This is a genomic window from Alteribacter aurantiacus DSM 18675 (assembly GCF_000429705.1).
Lineage (GTDB): Bacteria > Bacillota > Bacilli > Bacillales > Salisediminibacteriaceae > Alteribacter > Alteribacter aurantiacus.
The window spans coordinates 31,981-51,213 of the sequence record NZ_AUCJ01000010.1 but is presented as its reverse complement, the minus strand read 5'-3'; the positions used below and the strand labels follow the sequence as shown (position 1 = coordinate 51,213).

Annotated in this window: 18 protein-coding genes; all 18 read right to left on the bottom strand. The window is 47.0% G+C overall.

The genetic code is table 11. The annotated features are described in order from the left end of the window. Positions 1 to 72: 72 nt before the first annotated feature. Positions 73 to 723 carry a bifunctional phosphoribosyl-AMP cyclohydrolase/phosphoribosyl-ATP diphosphatase HisIE gene (hisIE, locus tag G476_RS0100265; RefSeq protein ID WP_026688341.1) on the bottom strand — a complete coding sequence of 217 codons (651 nt, stop codon included), beginning with the start codon at positions 721 to 723 and terminating at the stop codon, positions 73 to 75. Then, positions 720 to 1,478, bottom strand: a complete 759-nt coding sequence (hisF, locus tag G476_RS0100260; RefSeq protein WP_026688340.1) for an imidazole glycerol phosphate synthase subunit HisF — start codon at positions 1,476 to 1,478, stop codon at positions 720 to 722. Before hisF ends, hisIE begins: the two co-directional genes overlap by 4 nt. Then, on the bottom strand, positions 1,479 to 2,210 hold the full coding sequence (hisA, locus tag G476_RS0100255) for a 1-(5-phosphoribosyl)-5-[(5-phosphoribosylamino)methylideneamino]imidazole-4-carboxamide isomerase (protein WP_026688339.1): 732 nt from the start codon (positions 2,208 to 2,210) through the stop codon (positions 1,479 to 1,481). Beyond that, positions 2,210 to 2,842, bottom strand: a complete 633-nt coding sequence (gene hisH, locus G476_RS0100250; RefSeq protein ID WP_026688338.1) for an imidazole glycerol phosphate synthase subunit HisH — start codon at positions 2,840 to 2,842, stop codon at positions 2,210 to 2,212. Before hisH ends, hisA begins: the two co-directional genes overlap by 1 nt. Further along, positions 2,843 to 3,445: an imidazoleglycerol-phosphate dehydratase HisB gene (gene hisB, locus G476_RS0100245; RefSeq protein ID WP_026688337.1), complete on the bottom strand. Its 603-nt coding sequence runs from the start codon at positions 3,443 to 3,445 to the stop codon at positions 2,843 to 2,845. Further along, positions 3,442 to 4,719, bottom strand: a complete 1,278-nt coding sequence (gene hisD, locus G476_RS0100240; protein WP_026688336.1) for a histidinol dehydrogenase — start codon at positions 4,717 to 4,719, stop codon at positions 3,442 to 3,444. Before hisD ends, hisB begins: the two co-directional genes overlap by 4 nt. Beyond that, positions 4,716 to 5,381, bottom strand: coding sequence for an ATP phosphoribosyltransferase (hisG, locus tag G476_RS0100235; protein WP_245579617.1), 666 nt, complete (start codon positions 5,379 to 5,381; stop codon positions 4,716 to 4,718). The genes hisD and hisG overlap by 4 nt, the downstream gene beginning before the upstream one ends. Then, entirely contained in the window at positions 5,368 to 6,573 is a 1,206-nt protein-coding gene (locus G476_RS0100230; protein WP_026688334.1) for an ATP phosphoribosyltransferase regulatory subunit, read from the bottom strand. The genes hisG and G476_RS0100230 overlap by 14 nt, the downstream gene beginning before the upstream one ends. A gap of 693 nt (positions 6,574 to 7,266) precedes the next feature. Then, on the bottom strand, positions 7,267 to 7,755 hold the full coding sequence (locus G476_RS0100225; protein WP_026688333.1) for an acyltransferase: 489 nt from the start codon (positions 7,753 to 7,755) through the stop codon (positions 7,267 to 7,269). Positions 7,756 to 7,845: 90 nt separating this feature from the next. Continuing rightward, the gene (gene ppaX, locus G476_RS0100220; protein WP_245579616.1) at positions 7,846 to 8,520 is read right to left on the bottom strand and encodes a pyrophosphatase PpaX; all 675 of its coding nucleotides are present in this window, start codon (positions 8,518 to 8,520) and stop codon (positions 7,846 to 7,848) included. An 83-nt stretch (positions 8,521 to 8,603) separates the two neighbouring features. Continuing rightward, on the bottom strand, positions 8,604 to 9,560 hold the full coding sequence (locus tag G476_RS20910; RefSeq protein WP_035185848.1) for a nucleoside recognition domain-containing protein: 957 nt from the start codon (positions 9,558 to 9,560) through the stop codon (positions 8,604 to 8,606). A 149-nt stretch (positions 9,561 to 9,709) separates the two neighbouring features. Next, entirely contained in the window at positions 9,710 to 10,597 is an 888-nt protein-coding gene (gene lgt, locus G476_RS20905; protein ID WP_035185847.1) for a prolipoprotein diacylglyceryl transferase, read from the bottom strand. Between the two features lie 78 nt (positions 10,598 to 10,675). Then, complete coding sequence (hprK, locus tag G476_RS0100205; RefSeq protein WP_026688331.1) at positions 10,676 to 11,614, bottom strand: HPr(Ser) kinase/phosphatase; 939 nt, start codon at positions 11,612 to 11,614, stop codon at positions 10,676 to 10,678. A 260-nt stretch (positions 11,615 to 11,874) separates the two neighbouring features. After that, positions 11,875 to 12,231, bottom strand: coding sequence for a phage holin family protein (locus tag G476_RS0100200; RefSeq protein ID WP_026688330.1), 357 nt, complete (start codon positions 12,229 to 12,231; stop codon positions 11,875 to 11,877). Beyond that, complete coding sequence (locus G476_RS0100195; protein WP_026688329.1) at positions 12,231 to 12,428, bottom strand: PspC domain-containing protein; 198 nt, start codon at positions 12,426 to 12,428, stop codon at positions 12,231 to 12,233. The genes G476_RS0100200 and G476_RS0100195 overlap by 1 nt, the downstream gene beginning before the upstream one ends. A 336-nt stretch (positions 12,429 to 12,764) precedes the next feature. Continuing rightward, positions 12,765 to 13,877: a DUF4097 family beta strand repeat-containing protein gene (locus G476_RS0100190; RefSeq protein WP_026688328.1), complete on the bottom strand. Its 1,113-nt coding sequence runs from the start codon at positions 13,875 to 13,877 to the stop codon at positions 12,765 to 12,767. A gap of 227 nt (positions 13,878 to 14,104) precedes the next feature. Beyond that, positions 14,105 to 16,981, bottom strand: coding sequence for an excinuclease ABC subunit UvrA (uvrA, locus tag G476_RS0100185; protein WP_026688327.1), 2,877 nt, complete (start codon positions 16,979 to 16,981; stop codon positions 14,105 to 14,107). An 8-nt stretch (positions 16,982 to 16,989) separates the two neighbouring features. Continuing rightward, the gene (uvrB, locus tag G476_RS0100180) at positions 16,990 to 18,993 is read right to left on the bottom strand and encodes an excinuclease ABC subunit UvrB (RefSeq protein ID WP_026688326.1); all 2,004 of its coding nucleotides are present in this window, start codon (positions 18,991 to 18,993) and stop codon (positions 16,990 to 16,992) included. Positions 18,994 to 19,233: the final 240 nt, after the last annotated feature.

Below are 19,233 nucleotides of genomic sequence, written 5' to 3'. Positions count from 1 at the left end.
CCACTCAAAACAAAGAAAAGGGGTCAGACCCTCTGTGAATTTTTCACAGAGGGTCTGACCCCTTTTTTTACGCTATTCCTTTAAGTGTTGCTTCCCGAATCGGTCTTCGAGTCTCTCAAGTATTCGATCGAGGGGTAGCTTTTGTTCCTCTAGTAGCACCATGAGGTGATACAGAAGATCTGCCGTCTCCCAAGTGAGCTCCTCAGAAGATCGGTTCTTAGAAGCGATGATCACTTCTGATGCTTCCTCTCCGACCTTTTTCAGGATTTTGTCGACGCCTTCATCAAACAAGTACGTCGTGTAAGACCCTTCAGGTCGCTCTTTTTCCCTGCTTCGAATGGTTCGCTCCAACTCTTCCAAAATGGCGAATCGGTTTTGTTCATCCTTGTCTGGCCCGTTCTCACTTTTATAAAGAGTGTCTGAAAAACAGCTCACATCCCCTTTATGACAAGCAGGTCCGTTAGGGGTTACAAGTACTACCAAGGCATCTTGATCACAGTCGTATCGGATTTCCTCGATTCTCTGTGTATTGCCGGAGGTGCCACCTTTGTGCCATAGCTCCTCACGAGAGCGACTGTAAAACCATGTCTCTTTTGTATCCAGGCTCTTTTGGAGGGATTCTTCGTTCATATACGCCACTGTGAGCACTTCTTTCGTAGAAGCATCTTGTACGACAGCGGGAATCAGACCTTTTTCATCAAACGTTAAGTCTTGGATATTCATCGGATGTTCAGACCCCTCTCTTTTAACCAATCTTTCACTTCCGCGACACTCGTCTCTTTATAATGGAATATAGACGCAGCTAGTGCCGCATCTGCTTTACCGGCTGTAAAAGCTTCATAGAAGTGCTCTTTTGACCCGGCACCACCGGACGCAATAACCGGAACGCTAACCGCTTCACTCACGGCACTGGTAAGAGAAATATGAAAGCCTGACTTTGCACCGTCTTGATCCATACTTGTGAGTAAAATTTCTCCGGCCCCAAGCTCTACTGCTCTTTTTGCCCATGAAACAGCGTCCAAGTCCGTTGCCTTTCGACCGCCGTGAGTATAGACACGCCACGATTTCATCCCTTCATCCCACTTCGCATCAATGGCTACGACGATGCATTGTGACCCGAAGTAGTCCGCTCCTTCCGAGATCAGTTCTGGGCGTAAAACGGCAGCTGTGTTTAAGCTCACTTTATCGGCTCCTGCTCGAAGTACCCGTTTCATATCAGCCAAGGCGTTAATGCCGCCTCCGACCGTAAAAGGAATCGCCAATTCGCCGGCAACCTGTTCAATCACGTCAACCATCGTTTTTCGACCTTCATGAGAAGCAGAGATGTCTAGAAACACCAGTTCATCAGCTCCTTGTTCATCGTAAAAAGCCGCGAGTTCTACCGGGTCCCCCGCATCACGAAGGTCCACAAACTGAACGCCTTTTACGACGCGGCCTTCTTTTACATCCAGGCACGGAATAATTCGTTTCGTGAGCATTCAGTCACTCACCTCCGCCAATGCTTCTTGTAAAGTGAATCGCCCTTCGTATAGGGCTTTCCCTACGATTGCGCCTTCAATTCCTTCCCCGCTTCTCTCTTTTAAGCGAGCAAGGTCTTCAAGGCTACTTACGCCACCAGAGGCTACCACTTGTTTTCCTGTGGTGCTACCTAAATGAGCGATTGCATCCACGTTCGGTCCGTTTAACATTCCGTCACGGGCAATGTCTGTCATCACAAACCATTTGGCGCCGTGTTCAACAAGCTCCAAAGCCAGCTCTTCCGCTTTGACCGTTGACGTTTCAAGCCACCCATGAGTGGCTACGTAACCGTCTCTCGCATCAATTCCGATTACAACACGATCTCCTCCATATGTACGAAGCATCTCCTGTACAAAAGCAGGGTCACTGATCGCGGAGCTACCGAGAATCACACGGTCCACCCCTTCATCAAGGTAAGCTGCCGCTGCTTCCAACGTTCGAATACCGCCACCGACTTGTACGCGGGCATCGAGTTCTTTTGCCGTACGAATCACGTGCTCGTGATTGACCGGGGCTCCTTCTTTTGCTCCGTCCAAATCAACCATATGAATCCAGCGAGCACCTTCTTCAGCAAAGGTTTTTGCCATATCAAACGGGCTATCCCCGTAAACCGTTTCTTTATCGTAATCGCCTTGAAGAAGACGTACGCATTTTCCGCCACGCATATCAATGGCAGGGTAAATGGTAAACATTACTTTTCCCCCTCTACTTGTTCGGCAAAATTTCGGAGCATTGCCATGCCGACCGTACTGCTCTTTTCTGGGTGAAACTGCGTGCCCCAGACGTTATCCCGAGTGACCACAGCAGGAATTTGCTCGTGGTAATCAGCGTAAGCCACAAGGTCTGTTTCATCACTCACTCTAACAGCGTAGGAATGGACAAAGTACACATGCCCTTTAGGAACACCGGCGAGGATCGGATGATCAGGCTTTCCGTAACGAAGCTCGTTCCACCCCATGTGAGGTACCTTGTATCGCTCGCCCGTAGGCGATACACCTGTGAGCTTTTCCACACTCCCTTTTAGGAGGGTCAGACCCCTTGTCGTTCCGTTCTCTTCGCTTTTTTCAAATAAAAGCTGCATCCCGAGACAAATACCGAGGAGAGGCTTGCCCGACTGGGCCCATTCTTGGATAAAAGGAATCAGATCGGCTTTTTCAAGTTCAGTCATGCCGTCTCGAAAGGAGCCCACTCCGGGTAAAAGAAGCCCATCAGCTTTTTGAAGTTCTGAGATATTACCTGAGATAAAATACGGATACTCAAGGCGCTCAAGAGCTTTTGACACACTGTGAAGATTGCCCATCCCGTAGTCGATGATTCCAATCATTTATAAACGCCCCTTTGTGGATGGAACCCCTTTTACTCGAGGATCAATCTGTGTGGCTTCGTCCAAGGCGCGACCGAGCGCTTTGAAGATCGCTTCAATGATATGGTGCGTGTTCGTCCCGTATGGAACGTTTACGTGCAAGTTCATGCGGGCTTCGAGAGCCAGCTTCCACAAGAATTCGTGAACGAGTTCTGTATCAAAGGTACCGACTTTTTCACTCGGAAGCTCGACGCGGTATTCCAAGTGTGGACGGTTGCTCAAGTCAACAGTCACTTGGGCGAGGGCTTCGTCCATTGGCACGAACGCATTGCCGTAGCGGCGAATTCCTTTTTTGTCTCCGAGAGCGTCTTTTAAGGCTTCCCCAAGGACGATACCGATGTCTTCAGTCGTGTGGTGATCGTCAATCTCAGTATCACCATCTGCTTGAACACTCAGGTCAAACAATCCGTGACGGGTAAACAGGTCGAGCATATGTGTTAAAAACGGTACGCCTGTCTCAAGGGCAGACTGGCCTTCTCCGTCGATGTTGAGTGAAAGGTTGATCTTCGTTTCATTGGTGTTTCGTTTTATGGTGGCCGATCGGTTACTTGTTTGAGTTGTCATTGTTTTTTCTCCTCCAAACGTTTTTCTACGGCGCGGGCGTGGGCTTCTAATCCTTCGAGGCGCGCAAATGCCGCAATTTTCGCCCCGTGGCGCTCTGCCGAAGCCTTACTGTAGGATAAGATGCTGGACTTCTTCGTGAAATCGTCCACATTCAGCGGGCTCGAAAAACGAGCGGTACCGTTCGTTGGTAATACGTGGTTGGGTCCCGCGAAATAATCGCCTACGGGCTCCGAACTATTTTCCCCAAGAAAGATGGCGCCCGCATGTCGAATGGATCCGAGGAGTTCAAATGGCGCTTCGGTTTGCACTTCCAAGTGCTCAGGTGCCAGTTCGTTTACGGCATCGATGGCTTCGTTCATGTCTTTTGTTACATAGATGGCGCCGAAATCGCGGATGGATGCTTCGGCGATGTCTTTTTTCGGAAGGGTGGCCAGTTGTTTCTCCACTTCTTCGGCTACATTCTCGGCTAATGTTCGGTCAGGTGTGACAAGGACGGCGGATGCCATCGGGTCGTGTTCGGCCTGGGACAGCATATCGGCAGCGATATAATCGGCTTTTCCTGTGCTGTCGGCAAGGACGACGATTTCGCTCGGTCCTGCGAACATATCGATATCGACGGTGCCATAAACAAGTTGTTTGGCGAGGGCCACGTAGATGTTGCCTGGCCCCACTATTTTGTCCACTGGGTCGATCGTTTCTGTTCCGTACGCTAGAGCGGCAACAGCTTGAGCGCCACCGACTTTATAGATTTCGTCAATGCCGAGCTCGTGGGCGGTCACTAGAACGACGTCATTTAGGGTCCCGTCCGACTGTGGAGGGGATACCATGACGATGCGCCCAACACCTGCCACTTGAGCAGGGATCGTGTTCATGAGAATTGTTGATGGGTAAGAGGCCCGGCCTCCAGGAACGTATACGCCGACCGCATCGAGTGGGGTGATTTTTTGACCCAGGATGGTGCCGTCTTCTTCGGTCGTCATCCACGACTGGCGTTGCTGGCGTTCGTGGAAGCGTGTGATGTTTGCTTTCGCTTCACGAAGAATGGCAAGGGTATCGTCGTCTACGTTTTTATAGGCTTGGTCGATTTCGTCTTGTGCGACTCTTATTTGGCGGAGTGTCGCACCGTCGAATTTGGCTGTGTAGGCTTGGACGGCTTGATCTTTGTCTTGTTTCACTTGTTGAAGGATCTCTTCTACTGCTTTTCGCTGATCGCCGGTGCCTTGGTCGACGGAGCGTTTAATGCTGATGTCTTTGGAGTAGTCTTGGATCTTCACTCGTCGCCGCCTCCTTCCACGACTTTAGCGAGGCGTTCGACCATGTCGTCGATTTGCGTTGCTTTCATTCTGTAGCTCACCGGGTTGACGATGAAGCGTGATGTAATGGACATCATCGTCTCTGTTTCTACGAGGCCGTTTTCTTTTAACGTTCGGCCGGTTGACACGATGTCCACGATTCGATCGGCTAGCCCTACGAGTGGGGCGAGTTCAATGGACCCGTTCAGTTTGATGATCTCTACTTGTTCTCCTTGCTCGCGGAAATATTCAGCTGCGAGTTTTGGATATTTCGTTGCGATTTTCGGTGCGATGTCCGCCTTTGAATCGTAGCTTGGAAGGGCTGCTACGGCCATGTAGCATGCGCTGATTTTAAGGTCGAGCACTTCATAGACATCACGTTTTTCCTCGATCATCACGTCTTTCCCCGCTACCCCAACGTCTGCCACACCGTGTTCGACATAGGTGGGCACGTCCATTGGCTTTGATAAAATAAAGCGCATGTTGGCTCTTGGAACGTCTAAAATGAGTTTCCTGGAGTCGTCAAACTCAGGTGGTAGGTCGTAGCCTGCTTGTCTGAGAAGAGATACGGCTTCTTCAAAGATCCGTCCTTTTGGCATGGCGACGGTGAGCATGTTTTCGGTTTGTGTGTTAGACGTTGTCATTGTCGCCACCTCCGTTCGCTTGGCCGTTTTTTCCTATAAGATAGTGTACGTCGTCAAATTGCGTAGAATAAGCGTCTAAATCGGTAATGCCTTGAACGTCTTGCATGACGACGGACTGACCTTCGTTTCTTAGGCAATCTGCTGTTTGCATCGCTTCTTTTCTTCGTTCGTTTGAGTAAATGATCGCGTGACTCACGGTCACTTGTTCTTTCGATTTGCCGAGTGCCTCCGTTAAGAGGTCGAGACGGACGGCGAATCCGGTTGCCGGTTCGGCTCGGTGAAACTTGGACAACAATTCGTCGTAACGTCCTCCACCACCAAGTGGAAAGCCAAGTTCATCGCTGTATGCTTCAAAGACCATCCCAGTGTAGTAGCTCATATGCATGACGAGATTCAAGTCGATAATGACTGCATCTTCCAAGTCGTACGCGGCGAGAACGTCCACAAGCTTGTAGAGGTCTTGTAAAGAGCGGCGTCCTTCTTCAGTTTCTACTAAGGCTTCGGCGTTTTGGAGGATGTCGAAGCCTCCTCTTAGTTTCAGCAAGCTGTGAAGCCTTCTCCGGTCGATGGACGAGAGAGGAAGCTGGTCAACTTCTCGTTTAAAACCGACGTAGTTTTTCTCATATAAATAGCGGCGGAATGTTCCGGCCCTCTCTTCGTTTCCTAAAATTTCGGTGAGAAGCGTGTTCACAAAACCGATGTGACCGATCGCTACTTTAAAGTTGGAGAGCCCCGCTTTTCTAAGGGCGGAGATCATAAGGGCGATTACTTCTCCATCGGCACTGGCTGTTCCGTCTCCGATCAGCTCGACACCCACTTGTTCAAATTCTGCAGGCTTTCCTCCCTCGCGTTGCTGGGAGCGAAAGACGTTTGCGTCATAAGTGAGCCTTGCCGGGCGCTCGGTGCCTTTTAGTGTAGATGCGGCAATTCTCGCAATCGGTGCTGTCATGTCCGGGCGAAGAACAAGGGTATTTCCTTGTTGGTCCAACAACTTAAACAATTGCGTGTCCGATGTGGCGGACGCGGTTCCGATCGTATCGTAAAATTCTAGCGTTGGTGTTTCAATGGGCGCGTAGCCCCATTTGGCAACTTCAGTGGCGATGGTACTTCTCACTTGCTGCTTCAATGAATACAATTCAGGCAGCGTATCTCGCATTCCCATCGGCTTTTCAAACATAAACGGCTTCGTCATCTCATGTCACACCTTTATCAAAAATTGTGCGGGGTCTGTCCCCGTAACTTTTCAAAAAAAGAAGGAATTTTAATAAGTGCTGGTTGGGTACAAGTTTTATGGATGTTTATTTTGATAGCCTGCTTCTTTTTATTTTAGTTTTGCTTTAGTTCGCTAATGTGATGTCGCAATAAAGTTATACGTAGTAGTCTACAAGTCTTTTTGGTTAGCGTCAACCGATTTGTGTTGATTTTCTTACTATTCTGTTCTTACTTTAATTAAGAGGCATTCCCTCCCCTTACAAAGATTCGACTTTAGTGTTTGTTTTCCCTATGAACAGACACAATAAGAGTGATTTCATCATGTAAAGATGAATTGACTGTGCTATTCAGATGGGTTCCTCGAATTTTAGTTGGAGCGAGAATTTCACTTATTACATTGGACTGGTTTGGCTGGGATGTGAACTGTTATTTGCCCTTTCCGTCCTAACGATTGTCAGGCTCGCTGTATACAAGGAACGGGAGACAGAGAAGGGATCGATTCACGTAGGTTCTTGGGTAGGTGGAAGCTTAAACGCCACCTTTAGCAATGCTGTTGAACGAATCATCACTATCTTTTCCTTAAAAGCAAGATTCATCACGAGCGGAGGGAAGGTTGGGTTGTTTTTGTCAATGGGGAACGAAAAAAGTTCGGGGGACAGACCCCCGAACTTTTTCAGTCTTCTTTTTGTTTGATGATTTGCATGGGGTTGCCTCCGACGAAGGCGCCTGCTGGGACGTCTTTATGAACGAGTGTGGCAGCCCCTACGATAGCGCCGTCTCCGATTGTGACTCCGGGGAGGATGGTGGAATTCGCCCCAATGAGGACGTTGTCTCCGATGACTACATCGCCAAGGCGGTATTCTTTGATCAAATATTCGTGTGCAAGAATCGTTGTGTTGTAGCCAATAACCGTGTTCTGCCCGATTTTAATCTTTTCGGGGAACATGACGTCTAGCATCACCATTAGAGCGACACTCGTTTCTTTTCCAACATCCATCTTAAGAAACGTTCTGTACAGCCAATTTTTCATGCCGAGAAAAGGTGTGTATCTGGCCATTTGAATGACAACGAAGTTTTTGACTACTTTTAAAAAAGGGACAGTTTTATAAACGTGCCAAAGGGAATTCGCTGTTTTTACGGGATAACGTGTCGTATTTCTCATACTCTTCGCTCCTCATCTTATGTAGAACGAAAGGCTGGTAGCATTCATGATTCGTCAACGCACCAGCCTTCTTCTTTTTAATGATATCTGTTATTTTTTCGCGCGTACGCCTAACACTTCAAGAAGATCGCTCATGGAATCGAGCATCACATCAGGCTCAAACGTTTCAAGGTACTCGCGGCCTTTGATGGACCAAGCCACCCCGGCTGTTTTCGTACCTGTGTTTTTCCCACCTAAAATGTCGTGCTGGCTGTCGCCAATCATGATCGCTTCTTCCGGACGACTTCCGAGCTGTTTGAGTGCTTTTTCTAAAGGCTCGGGATGAGGCTTGTAGTTTTCCACGTGATCAAGGGCTACCACCACATCAAAGAAGCGGTCCAAGCCCATAAGCTTCATCCCTTTGATCGCCGTGTCGCTTCGTTTTGTTGTAACGATAGCGAGCTTGTACCCTTGGTCGTGAAGGGTTTCGACCGTTTCATAAACCCCTTCGTATTCCTTGACGAGGTCGTCGTGTTTTTCATGATTGAATGTGCGGTACGTGTGCGTCATTTCTTCCACACGAGCGGGATCTAGCTTTTCAAACGTTTCAGAAAGAGGGGGTCCGATGAAATGGATCACATCTTTTTGTACGTACTCTCCTGGATAATACTCTTCCATCGTATGAAGAAAAGAGGACACAATCAAGTCGATTGTGTTGATTAACGTACCGTCAAGATCGAATAATACCGTATTTACATTCTCCATTGTTTTCGTGGTGTTTGTCATAATCAGACTTCCTTCCGTTAAGCAAAATTGTGCGGGGTCTGTCCCCCGAAATTTTTGTGCGGGGACAGACCCCGCACAATTTTTTATGAGATGTTTTCTTTGTATGTTTGGTCGGTGTTTTGTTGCTTTTCTAGGCGGTTCCAGATGATGGCTACGGCGATCGTTAAGAGCACCGCTGTGACGAGCCTGATTAAAAGAAGCGGCCATAATGGAATACCGAGTGGTGCGAAGATGAGCGTATCTTCAATCACAGCGTGACAGGCAACGAGGAAAATGAAAACCAAGTATAAGTCTTTTTTCCGAACGCCGTCTTCTTTGGCAGCTTGAATCATCACTCCGGCTCCGTATGCGAGTCCAAACACGAGCCCTGCTGCCAGTGTGGTTGATGTATTTTCCCGGACGCCCAGCACTTTCGTGAACGGAGCCATCCATTTTGAAAACACGTTTAGCCATTTTAGATCTTTCATGATTTGAATAAAAATCATAATTGGAATCACGATCGCTGCCAGCTGAATGACGCCGAAAAAGGCACTTTGTAAACCTTGCAGGGCAATCGCGCCCCAGCCTGTGAGCTCTTGTTCAGTAGGCCCTGCCACGAATCCGTATCTGGCCGTTTCTTGGCCTCCTTGCCAAGCGAGGTTAATCACCCAAGCAGAAGCTAAGGCCAAACCAATGCGGACGACGAGGACGACCCATATTTTAAGGCCGATCTGTTTGGCTACTGCGCTTTCTACAAACAAGTTGTGAGAAAACGATAGCATAACGGCCAATATGAACACTTCTTTTACAGTCAAATCGAGTGTGAGAATGGCACCGATGGCGGCATATAGGTTGAGCACGTTTCCTAAAACAAGAGGAATCGCCGCTTCTCCCGAGAGACCGATGGCACCCATGAGTGGCGTGAGCATTCGCACGAGCCAATCCATCACCGGGGTATGACTGAGTATCGTTACGATCAGTGTGATCGGAAATATAATTTTCCCGAGGGTCCACGTGGTTGAGAGCCCCACTTTCAGACCTTCTTTTAACGTCTTTAGCATCCCCACTCCTCCTGACTGTTTCAAAAACGTTCCTTTTTACCTCATCTAAGATTATCACAATCCTAGGTGTACATAAAGAACAGCCCCTCTTTATCGAAACATAAAAAAGGTGCCCGGGGAGAGGCTTCGTCTTCCCAGGCACGACTCATCTATTTCTTTTTTCTTTTCTTGTTGTTCCCTGGACGAGATTGTCCGCTTGTTTTTTTATCCGAAACGGTCTTGTCATCGTCAAGGTAGTGTTTATCTGCTAGGCCTTGTTGGCGACGATAGACGATCAGAGCTACAGCTCCTACGACGAGCACGATGGAGATGACTTGTGCGGTACGAAGGAGGTCAAAGATCATCAGGCTGTCCGTTCTGAGTCCTTCAATAAAGAAGCGGCCTACAGAGTACCAGATTACGTAGGTGAGGAACAGTTCGCCTCGTCGCATGTTCACACGGCGCAAGTATAGAAGAAGGGCCACTCCAGCGAAGCTCCAAAGAGATTCATAGAGAAACGTTGGGTGGTAATAGGCTCCGTTAATGTACATGCCGTTAATGATAAATTCAGGGATCATCAGGCTTTCAAGAAACTGACGGGACACTTCGCCGCCGTGGGCTTCTTGGTTTACAAAGTTGCCCCAGCGTCCGATTGCTTGTCCGAGGAGAATGCTCGGGGCAGTAATGTCGGCCACTTTCCAAAAGGAAACACCTCGTTTTTTACAAAAGATTAAGGCGGTGATGACGGCTCCGATGAGTCCGCCGTGTATGGCGAGTCCCCCTTCCCAAATCGCGATGATTTGTCCGGGGTTTTGGGAGTAATACTCCCACCTGAAGATCACGTAATAGAGTCTTGCACTGATGATGGCAATAGGAATGGCGTATAATAGCAAATCTGCAATGAGGTCTTTTGGAAGGCCTCGTTTTTTTCCTTCATGATTGGCCAAGAGGTACCCTAAAAAGGCACCAAAAGCAATGATAAGGCCGTACCAGGCGACGGTAATCGGCCCCAGTTCAAAGGCAACGGGATTTAGTGGTTGCGCGGCAGCTTCTAACATCGTTTCACCTCATCTATAATATGATGTTCAGGCGAGCGCGGAGCTCTTAATGTTCAAGATCCACGCCCGGGAACAGGTTTAATATTCTTCTTTGTCTCCGTCTTCAATCACGTCATTCAAGCGTTCCGTAAATTGCTGAGCAGCGTTAATGCCCATGCGCTTGAGTCTAAAATTCATAGCAGCTACTTCAATGATAACGGCCAAGTTTCGTCCTGGACGAACCGGGATCGTAAGCTTAGGCACAGCTGTATCAAAAATCGTCATCGTGTCTTCATCAAGGCCCAGACGATCGTATTGTTTCTTTTGGTCCCAAAGTTCGAGATGAATGACCATGCCAATGCGTTTGTAGTTACGAACGGCACCGGCTCCGAAAAGAGTCATGACGTTGATGATGCCAAGACCTCGAATTTCAAGAAGGTGCTTGATTAAATCAGGGGCGGCTCCTACGAGAACGCCGTCGTGCTCTTGTTTGATTTCCACACTGTCATCGGCTACAAGTCTGTGCCCACGGCGTACGAGGTCCAAGGCTGTTTCACTTTTACCTACACCGCTCGATCCCGTAATCATGACACCAATTCCGTAGATATCAATCAAAACGCCGTGTATGGCGGTCATTGGAGCTAGTTCTGTTTCCAAGTAGTTCGTCAGCTGAGAACTGAGTCGCGTTGTCGTCATGCTCGATACAAGGATCGGAACGCCGACCTTGTTGGCTGCTTCAATCAGTTCCGGTGGTGCTTCATTGTCTCGAGACAAGATGATCCCCGGTGTATCGTATGTAGACAAACGGTCCATTCGGTCTTTTTTCTCGTCGTCCGTTAGCTGGCTAAAAAACGTAAGCTCTGTTTTTCCAAGGAGTTGAAGACGTTTTGCCGGGTAGTATGTAAAGTAGCCGGCCATCTCCATTCCAGGTCTTGAGATGTCACTCGTTGTGATGGCTCGAAAGACCACATCTTCTTCATCATTCACTAGTTCTAAATCGAATTCTTCCATTAACTCTTTTGCTGTCACTTTTGCCATTCAAATTCCTCCTACTGCATTCACGTACTTACTAGTTTATACAAAACGCCGTCGTTTGCATCCATTCAGCGTGTCGAAACTCAAAACCATATATAACTTCCTCATTTTATCACAACTCCCCCAAGAGCAGAAACAAACCTCCCCTTAAAGCAGGTGTCAAGATGAAAGAGAGAAAGTTCGGGGGTCTGTCCCCGTACAATTTGCGGCTAGGGAGACGCAAAAAAACCACCGGTTTGGGCCGATGGTTTTCAGATCGATCTTTATCTTTTCGTTATTGGATCCACAATAAAGGAGTGGATAAGCGCGCTTAAGATGGCGAAGATAATGGCTGCTATAATTGCCAGTCCGAATCCGTCAATGTTAAAGGCACTTCCCATTAGCGCTTGTGTGAGCATCAATACGATCGCATTGATCACAAAAAGGAACAAGCCGAGTGAAAGGATCGTAATCGGTAGCGTCAAAACGACCAGAATTGGTTTAACGATCAAGTTTACGATCGCCAAAATGAAACTGGCCAAAAGGGCTGCCATAAATCCATCCACTTCAAATCCGGAGAAGAACCTTGCAATAATGAGAAGGACGACGGCATTCACGAGTATTTGTATGAGCCAACCCATTAACGCCTCACATCCGATTCACTTGGGATTACGAAAATACAAATAATGTACGCCAAGAAAGTTGCAATATTACCAAAAATTAACCCGATAATCGCCAAGAGGCGGACAAGTGTGGAATCCACATTAAAGTAGTCGGCGATACCTCCGCATACTCCAGAGATTTTTCGGTCATGTTCCGTACGATATAATCGTTTCATTTATCTCACACCCTTTCATTCACTGGTAGGAATCAAGTCACGAATCCTAGTTTAACGTTAGCTGGTACATATGATTAGATAGGGACTAACTTTGCACTATTAATGTTGCCTATCTCTGATTTTTTACCCGTTTTAGAAGCCTCCTAAACAGTGCCCGAAGTCACCTTCATCAAGGCCTTTTTAAGCATTGAATGGAACGGTTGCACGTTTTAAAAGCCTGTTACGAATGAGAGTGTCGTAACAGGCAGGCAACCTAGTGGACCTACTGCCAATGATACAAAAGGTTTCGGAAAAGTTCAGTTGTACTATTTAGTGGTCTCCGTGAGTGAGAAGGGGTTATTTAGCTTTCACCGTAATCGATCCGGTCGTCGCTTCCGCTTCGATGTACATAGATGTTTCTCCTTCTTTATTTGCCAAAAAGGACATTCGTTTGTTCGCCCAATCCTTTTTCTCGTCAATGATCGTCAGCTTCTCGAGATCGCAGTTCATCCCACCAACGGTCGTTTTCAAGTCCCCTTCTACTTTCATCGTTTCAGGTACTTGAACGACCACACTTCCTGTTGTGGTTTTAAAATAAGCGCGAGTAGCTTCCTCATGAAGCAACGTATAGTTAATCGTTCCGTTCAGCGTTTCTACGTCTACTTCCCCTTTTTCTACATTGAGGTCAATCGTGCCATTAATCGTTTTGGCGTCACAATGTGTAGAAGAAAGCTTTTCAACACTAATCGTCCCGTTCACTGTCTCAAACCGAGCATCTTTACAAGTGACTGTATCAAAACCGATTCGACCGTTTACTGTTTGTGCTTCAAACATGGTTGTGTGCACTGCTTCTCCGGTCACTTTTCCATTAAACGCGTACAGTTTAATTTTTTCTAGGCTTTTCTCTGGTACGTACACTACCGTATTCACTTTCATGGATTTGGAAGGTGACTTTAAGCGAAGCTTCTGTTCTTTCACATCAAAAATCACTTCATCCAAGAAGAAACGGCGAGCTTCGTCGGCGTCCTTCACTTTATACACCTTGACGCTACACTCTACGCGAATGTCCGACTCTTCCCAAGGGCGAAACGTAATGCCACCATTCTCTACACTAACATCTACATCACGAATATCCGCCCCTACGTGTTGAAAAGTGTGCTGAATTTCAACAGAAGAACCGAAATTAAAGTCGAGATCGAATTCCTTGATCTTTTGGACTGCATCTTCAATAAAGTCCGTAAATCGGCTCGCAAAGGATGGCTGTTTGTAGCTTGCACGATTGCGATAGTCATCCCCCTTTTCCCAGTTTACATCTGTCGATACTTCTTGAGGGGCTTCCCTACGTATTGGTGACTCTTGCTTTGAAGGACCATTGTCATCCTTTAAAGCATTCAACAACTGCAACCCTTCTTCAGCTGAAATCTTCCCGTCCTCAATCATCTTCAATATCATTTTACGTTCTTCTTGCATCCGAATCCCTCCACAGAATACAAAGTTAACTCCATCATAATACGTATTTACGAAACCAGAAAGAAAAAGTTTCACCAGGTGGCGCTTGCTCACTCATGAACAGGGGGGACTGACCCCTGAACAATTGTGTAAAATGTGATGGTGGGGAGGAAGCTTAACCCTGCCCAAACAAAAAACCATCTACATCGGGCCTCCCCTCTGTAGATGGTTTTCAATTGATCCATTTATTATCTTGTTGCGAGAGATTCTTTTTCTTTCATCCGTTTTTCCATTCTTGCTCGGTCACGCTCGAGGACCGGTTTCAAATATTCACCTGTATACGATCCTTTCACCTTTGCTACCTCTTCCGGTGTACCGGCAGCAACGAGCTTTCCGCCTTTGTCTCCCCCTTCAGGTCCAAGGTCGACGATGTGGTCCACGGTCTTAATCACGTCAAGATTGTGCTCAATGACAAGCACTGTATCTCCGTTCTCCACAAGTCGTTGAAGCACTTTAAGAAGGCGATCAATATCATGGACGTGTAAGCCGGTAGTCGGTTCATCCAAAATGTAAAGCGTCCGACCATTTGATCGGCGGTGAAGCTGCGATGCCAGTTTCACCCGTTGCGCTTCCCCACCAGATAAGGTCGTCGCCGGCTGACCAAGAGTCATATAACTTAATCCAACGTCGTACAACGTTTGGATCTTTCGCTTGATTTTCGGGATGTTTTCAAAGAATGCGACCGCATCTTCTACCGTCATAGCGAGCACATCTGAAATGGTCTTCCCTTTGTACTTCACTTCCAATGTTTCACGGTTGTATCGCTTACCATCGCACTGTTCGCAAGGGACGTATACGTCAGGTAAAAAGTGCATCTCGATTTTAATGATTCCGTCTCCGCGACACGCTTCGCAACGACCACCTTTGACATTAAAGCTGAAACGCCCTTTTTTATATCCGCGCACTTTCGCTTCATTCGTCATAGCAAACACGTCACGAATATCGTCAAACACACTCGTGTATGTGGCTGCATTAGAACGTGGCGTTCGACCAATCGGACTTTGATCGATCTCAACCACTTTGTCCAAATGGTCAATTCCTTTAATCGATTTGTGAGCACCGGGCTTGTCCTTGGCTACCGTAAGCTTTTGAGCCAACGATTTATACAAGATATCATTGATCATCGTACTTTTACCAGAACCACTAACCCCGGTTACCGCTACGAACACACCAAGAGGAATGTCGATGGACGTGTTCTTCAAATTGTTCTCCGTTGCCCCTTTAATAGAAATCATGCGCCCGTCGGACTTACGGCGCTCCACAGGCAACGGAATGAATTTTTTCCCGCTCAGATACTCTCCAGTAAGAGACTTAGGGTCGTCCATGATTTGTGACGGTGATCCGGCTGCCGTGATTTCTCCACCATGGGCACCGGCACCAGGGCCGATATCAATAATGTGATCAGCAGCAAGCATCGTATCTTCGTCATGCTCTACCACAATCAACGTGTTTCCAAGATCGCGCATCCGCTCAAGCGTGCGAATGAGCCTCGTGTTATCTCGTTGGTGAAGACCGATGGACGGCTCGTCAAGGATGTACAGTACACCCATCAAAGAAGAACCGATCTGAGTAGCCAGTCGAATTCGCTGAGCTTCCCCACCGGATAAGGTTCCAGCTGAACGAGCAAGGGTCAAATATTCCAGACCTACGTTGATTAAAAAGCCGAGTCGCTCTTCGATTTCACGAAGAATCAAGCGAGCGATCGTCATGTCCTTCTCCGAGAGCTCAAGGGTTTCAAAAAACGTCTTTGCGTCTTTTACCGAATAGCTTGTGACTTCTCCAATGTGCTTTTCACCGATCAAGACGCTAAGACTCTCTTTGCGGAGGCGGTACCCTTTACACGCTGGGCACGGCTTTTGCGTCATATAGCCTTCCATTTGCTCACGAATATAATCAGAACTTGTTTCGTGATAACGACGAGAGATATTCGTGATGACACCTTCAAAATAAATCTCTTTTTCTCTTACGTTTCCGAATTCATTTTCATAGCGGAAATAAATCTTTTCTTTTCCGCTTCCATAAAGAATTTTATCCATTTGATGCTTCGGCAATTTTTCAACCGGCGCATCCATATCAATTCCGTAATGCTCGCAAACACTCTGCAGCAACGAAGGATAATATTGCGAGCTTGTGGGCTCCCACGGGGCAATTGCATGCTCTCGCAGAGACTTTTCCCAATTCGGGATAACTAGATCCGAATCGACTTCAAGCTTGCTTCCAAGCCCGTCACACGATGTACAGGCACCAAAAGGACTATTAAAAGAAAACATCCGTGGTTCCAATTCACCGATGGAAAAGCCACAGTGAGGACACGCATGCATTTGGGTAAATAACAGTTCTTCTTCTCCAATTACATCGGCGATCACACGGCCATCTGCCAAATTCAGCGCTGTTTCCAAAGAATCGGCCAGACGAGACTCCACCCCTTCTTTGATCACAATACGATCAATCACAACTTCAATCGAGTGCTTTTTATTTTTATCCAAATCAAATTCTTCTGCCGCTTCTCGCATCTCTCCGTCCACACGCACACGGACATACCCTTGCTTTTTAATATCCTCAAGCACTTTAGCATGTGTACCTTTTCGACCGGACACAATCGGCGCTAAGATTTGCATCTTTGTACGCTCGGGATAGGCGAGCATACGATCAGCCATTTGCTGTACCGTTTGGGAGCTGATTTCAATTCCGTGATTCGGACATACCGGTTTCCCCACACGAGCAAACAATAAACGTAAGTAGTCATAAATTTCCGTTACAGTACCAACGGTGGATCTTGGATTTCGACTCGTCGTTTTTTGATCAATCGAGATCGCCGGGCTCAATCCTTCAATGGCATCCACATCAGGTTTGTCCATTTGTCCGAGGAACTGTCTCGCATATGCCGAGAGCGACTCTACGTAACGTCTTTGACCTTCGGCGTAAATCGTATCAAAAGCAAGGGAGGATTTCCCCGATCCCGACAATCCCGTTAACACAACTAGCTTATTACGAGGGATCGTTGCGTCAATGTTCTTTAGGTTGTGGGAACGGGCTCCCTTTACTTCAATGTTATCTAATGCCATACGGTTTCTCACCCTTCCGCTTTCAGTTCAATAATCACATCACGAAGCTCTGCCGCCCGTTCGAAATCAAGGGCTTTGGCTGCCTCTTTCATTTCTGTTTCCATACGATCGATCACTTTTTCACGTTCTTTTTTGCTCATCTTCTGTTTAGGCGGAATCGCATCGGTTCCTTTTTCACCGTACTCTTCCCCTTCTTCAGCTGCATAGGTTGCTTGGATGAGCTCTGGAATTGCTTTTTGAATCGTCTGAGGTGTAATGCCGTGTTTTTCGTTAAACTCTTTTTGGACTTGGCGACGACGTTTGGTTTCTTCTATAGCAATTTCCATTGATTTCGTCATTTTATCTGCGTACATAATCACGTGCCCGTTCGAGTTACGAGCCGCACGTCCCATCGTTTGAATCAGAGACCGCTCGGCGCGCAGGAATCCCTCTTTATCGGCATCGAGAATGGCGACCAAGGACACTTCGGGAATATCAAGCCCTTCACGAAGAAGGTTAATTCCGACAAGAACGTCAAATTCACCTCGGCGCAAATCACGGAGGATTTGAATTCGCTCCAGGGTCTTGATGTCCGAGTGGAGGTATTTCACACGAATGCCCAGCTCTTTAAAATAGTTGGTCAAATCTTCACTCATTTTTTTTGTGAGAGTCGTTACGAGCACACGCTCATTACGCTCTTTTCGAACATGGATTTCCTCCATGATGTCGTCGATTTGTCCTTCAATTGGGCGCACATCTACCGTTGGATCGAGTAAGCCTGTCGGTCGAATGATCTGTTCAATCATTTCCGGACAGTGTTCAAGCTCATATGGACCTGGTGTAGCCGATACGAAAATCGCTTGGTTGATATGTTTTTCAAACTCATCGAACTTTAAAGGACGATTGTCTTTTGCCGATGGTAGTCGAAATCCGTGATCCACTAGAACCCCTTTACGCGCTTGGTCTCCGTTGTACATCCCTCTTACTTGCGGCAGTGTTACATGGGACTCGTCTACTACCAGAAGGAAGTCGTCAGGGAAAAAGTCGATCAAGGTGTACGGCGTTGCACCCGGCTCTCTGAATGTAAGGTGACGAGAGTAGTTCTCAATCCCAGAGCAAAAGCCCATCTCCTGCATCATTTCGATATCGTAACGGGTGCGCTGTTCAAGGCGTTGAGCTTCAAGGAGCTTCCCTTTTTCATTCATATCGTCCAAGACTTCTTCCAGTTCTTTTTCAATATTTACAATCGCACGCTTCAGCTTTTCCTCTCGCGTAACGAAGTGGGAAGCCGGGAAAATTGCGACATGATTTCGCTCACCGAGAATTTCCCCTGTAAGAGCATCAACCTCGGTAATCCGGTCAATTTCATCACCAAACATCTCAATACGGAGGCAGTGTTCATCCCTTGACGCCGGAAAGATTTCAACAACATCCCCTCTTACACGGAACGTTCCACGGGTAAAGTTAATGTCATTTCGCTCGTACTGAATGTCTACCAGCTCACGAAGAAGAGTATTTCTCTCCATTTCCATTCCCGTTCGCAATGAAACAACGAGATCACGGTATTCCGTTGGTGAACCAAGACCGTAGATACACGATACACTAGCAACAATGATCACGTCATTTCGCTCAAATAAAGAACTTGTGGCTGAGTGACGAAGCTTATCGATTTCATCATTGATGCTAGCATCTTTTTCGATAAACGTATCCGATTGGGGAATATAGGCTTCAGGCTGATAGTAGTCATAATAACTGACAAAATACTCTACTGCATTGTTCGGGAAAAATTCTTTAAACTCGCTATAAAGTTGACCCGCCAACGTTTTATTGTGGGCGATCACAAGCGTAGGTTTATTTATTTCTTTAATCACATTGGAAACGGTAAATGTTTTTCCTGTTCCCGTTGCACCGAGCAACGTTTGCATTTTCTTATTTTCCTTAACACCTTTAACGAGCGCTTCAATCGCTTTGGGCTGATCTCCTTGCGGGTCGTATTTCGAAACCAATTCAAACGTATTTATGCTTTGATCCATTGCGAGTAACCTCCTTCACCCAATCGTTCTATCGACTTTTATATAAAACGAAGAACCCTTTTTAGGTTCTTTTTTGTTCTATTTATTATTTCATTACCCATTCTTAACATATGTACATCATTATATCACAAAAACCGCTCAAAATACCCAAAAACAAGAACACACGTTCCTTTATATCTATCATAGCAACGTTGTCAACCCTTTTCCAACATTTGTGCGGGGTCAGACCCCCGAACTTTT

What these genes read in the sequence shown, in the direction of transcription:
- hprK (WP_026688331.1), bottom strand. Translation starts at nt 11,614, where the DNA reads ATGGCAAAAGTGACAGCAAAAGAGTTAATGGAAGAATTCGATTTAGAA.
- hisIE (WP_026688341.1), bottom strand. Translation starts at nt 723, where the DNA reads ATGAATATCCAAGACTTAACGTTTGATGAAAAAGGTCTGATTCCCGCT.
- G476_RS20910 (WP_035185848.1), bottom strand. Translation starts at nt 9,560, where the DNA reads ATGCTAAAGACGTTAAAAGAAGGTCTGAAAGTGGGGCTCTCAACCACG.
- G476_RS0100190 (WP_026688328.1), bottom strand. Translation starts at nt 13,877, where the DNA reads ATGCAAGAAGAACGTAAAATGATATTGAAGATGATTGAGGACGGGAAG.
- ppaX (WP_245579616.1), bottom strand. Translation starts at nt 8,520, where the DNA reads ATGACAAACACCACGAAAACAATGGAGAATGTAAATACGGTATTATTC.
- uvrA (WP_026688327.1), bottom strand. Translation starts at nt 16,981, where the DNA reads ATGGCATTAGATAACATTGAAGTAAAGGGAGCCCGTTCCCACAACCTA.
- hisB (WP_026688337.1), bottom strand. Translation starts at nt 3,445, where the DNA reads ATGACAACTCAAACAAGTAACCGATCGGCCACCATAAAACGAAACACC.
- G476_RS0100200 (WP_026688330.1), bottom strand. Translation starts at nt 12,231, where the DNA reads ATGGGTTGGCTCATACAAATACTCGTGAATGCCGTCGTCCTTCTCATT.
- hisA (WP_026688339.1), bottom strand. Translation starts at nt 2,210, where the DNA reads ATGTTTACCATTTACCCTGCCATTGATATGCGTGGCGGAAAATGCGTA.
- G476_RS0100230 (WP_026688334.1), bottom strand. Translation starts at nt 6,573, where the DNA reads ATGACGAAGCCGTTTATGTTTGAAAAGCCGATGGGAATGCGAGATACG.
- hisG (WP_245579617.1), bottom strand. Translation starts at nt 5,381, where the DNA reads ATGACAACGTCTAACACACAAACCGAAAACATGCTCACCGTCGCCATG.
- G476_RS0100195 (WP_026688329.1), bottom strand. Translation starts at nt 12,428, where the DNA reads ATGAAACGATTATATCGTACGGAACATGACCGAAAAATCTCTGGAGTA.
- hisF (WP_026688340.1), bottom strand. Translation starts at nt 1,478, where the DNA reads ATGCTCACGAAACGAATTATTCCGTGCCTGGATGTAAAAGAAGGCCGC.
- G476_RS0100225 (WP_026688333.1), bottom strand. Translation starts at nt 7,755, where the DNA reads ATGAGAAATACGACACGTTATCCCGTAAAAACAGCGAATTCCCTTTGG.
- hisH (WP_026688338.1), bottom strand. Translation starts at nt 2,842, where the DNA reads ATGATTGGAATCATCGACTACGGGATGGGCAATCTTCACAGTGTGTCA.
- lgt (WP_035185847.1), bottom strand. Translation starts at nt 10,597, where the DNA reads ATGTTAGAAGCTGCCGCGCAACCACTAAATCCCGTTGCCTTTGAACTG.
- uvrB (WP_026688326.1), bottom strand. Translation starts at nt 18,993, where the DNA reads ATGGATCAAAGCATAAATACGTTTGAATTGGTTTCGAAATACGACCCG.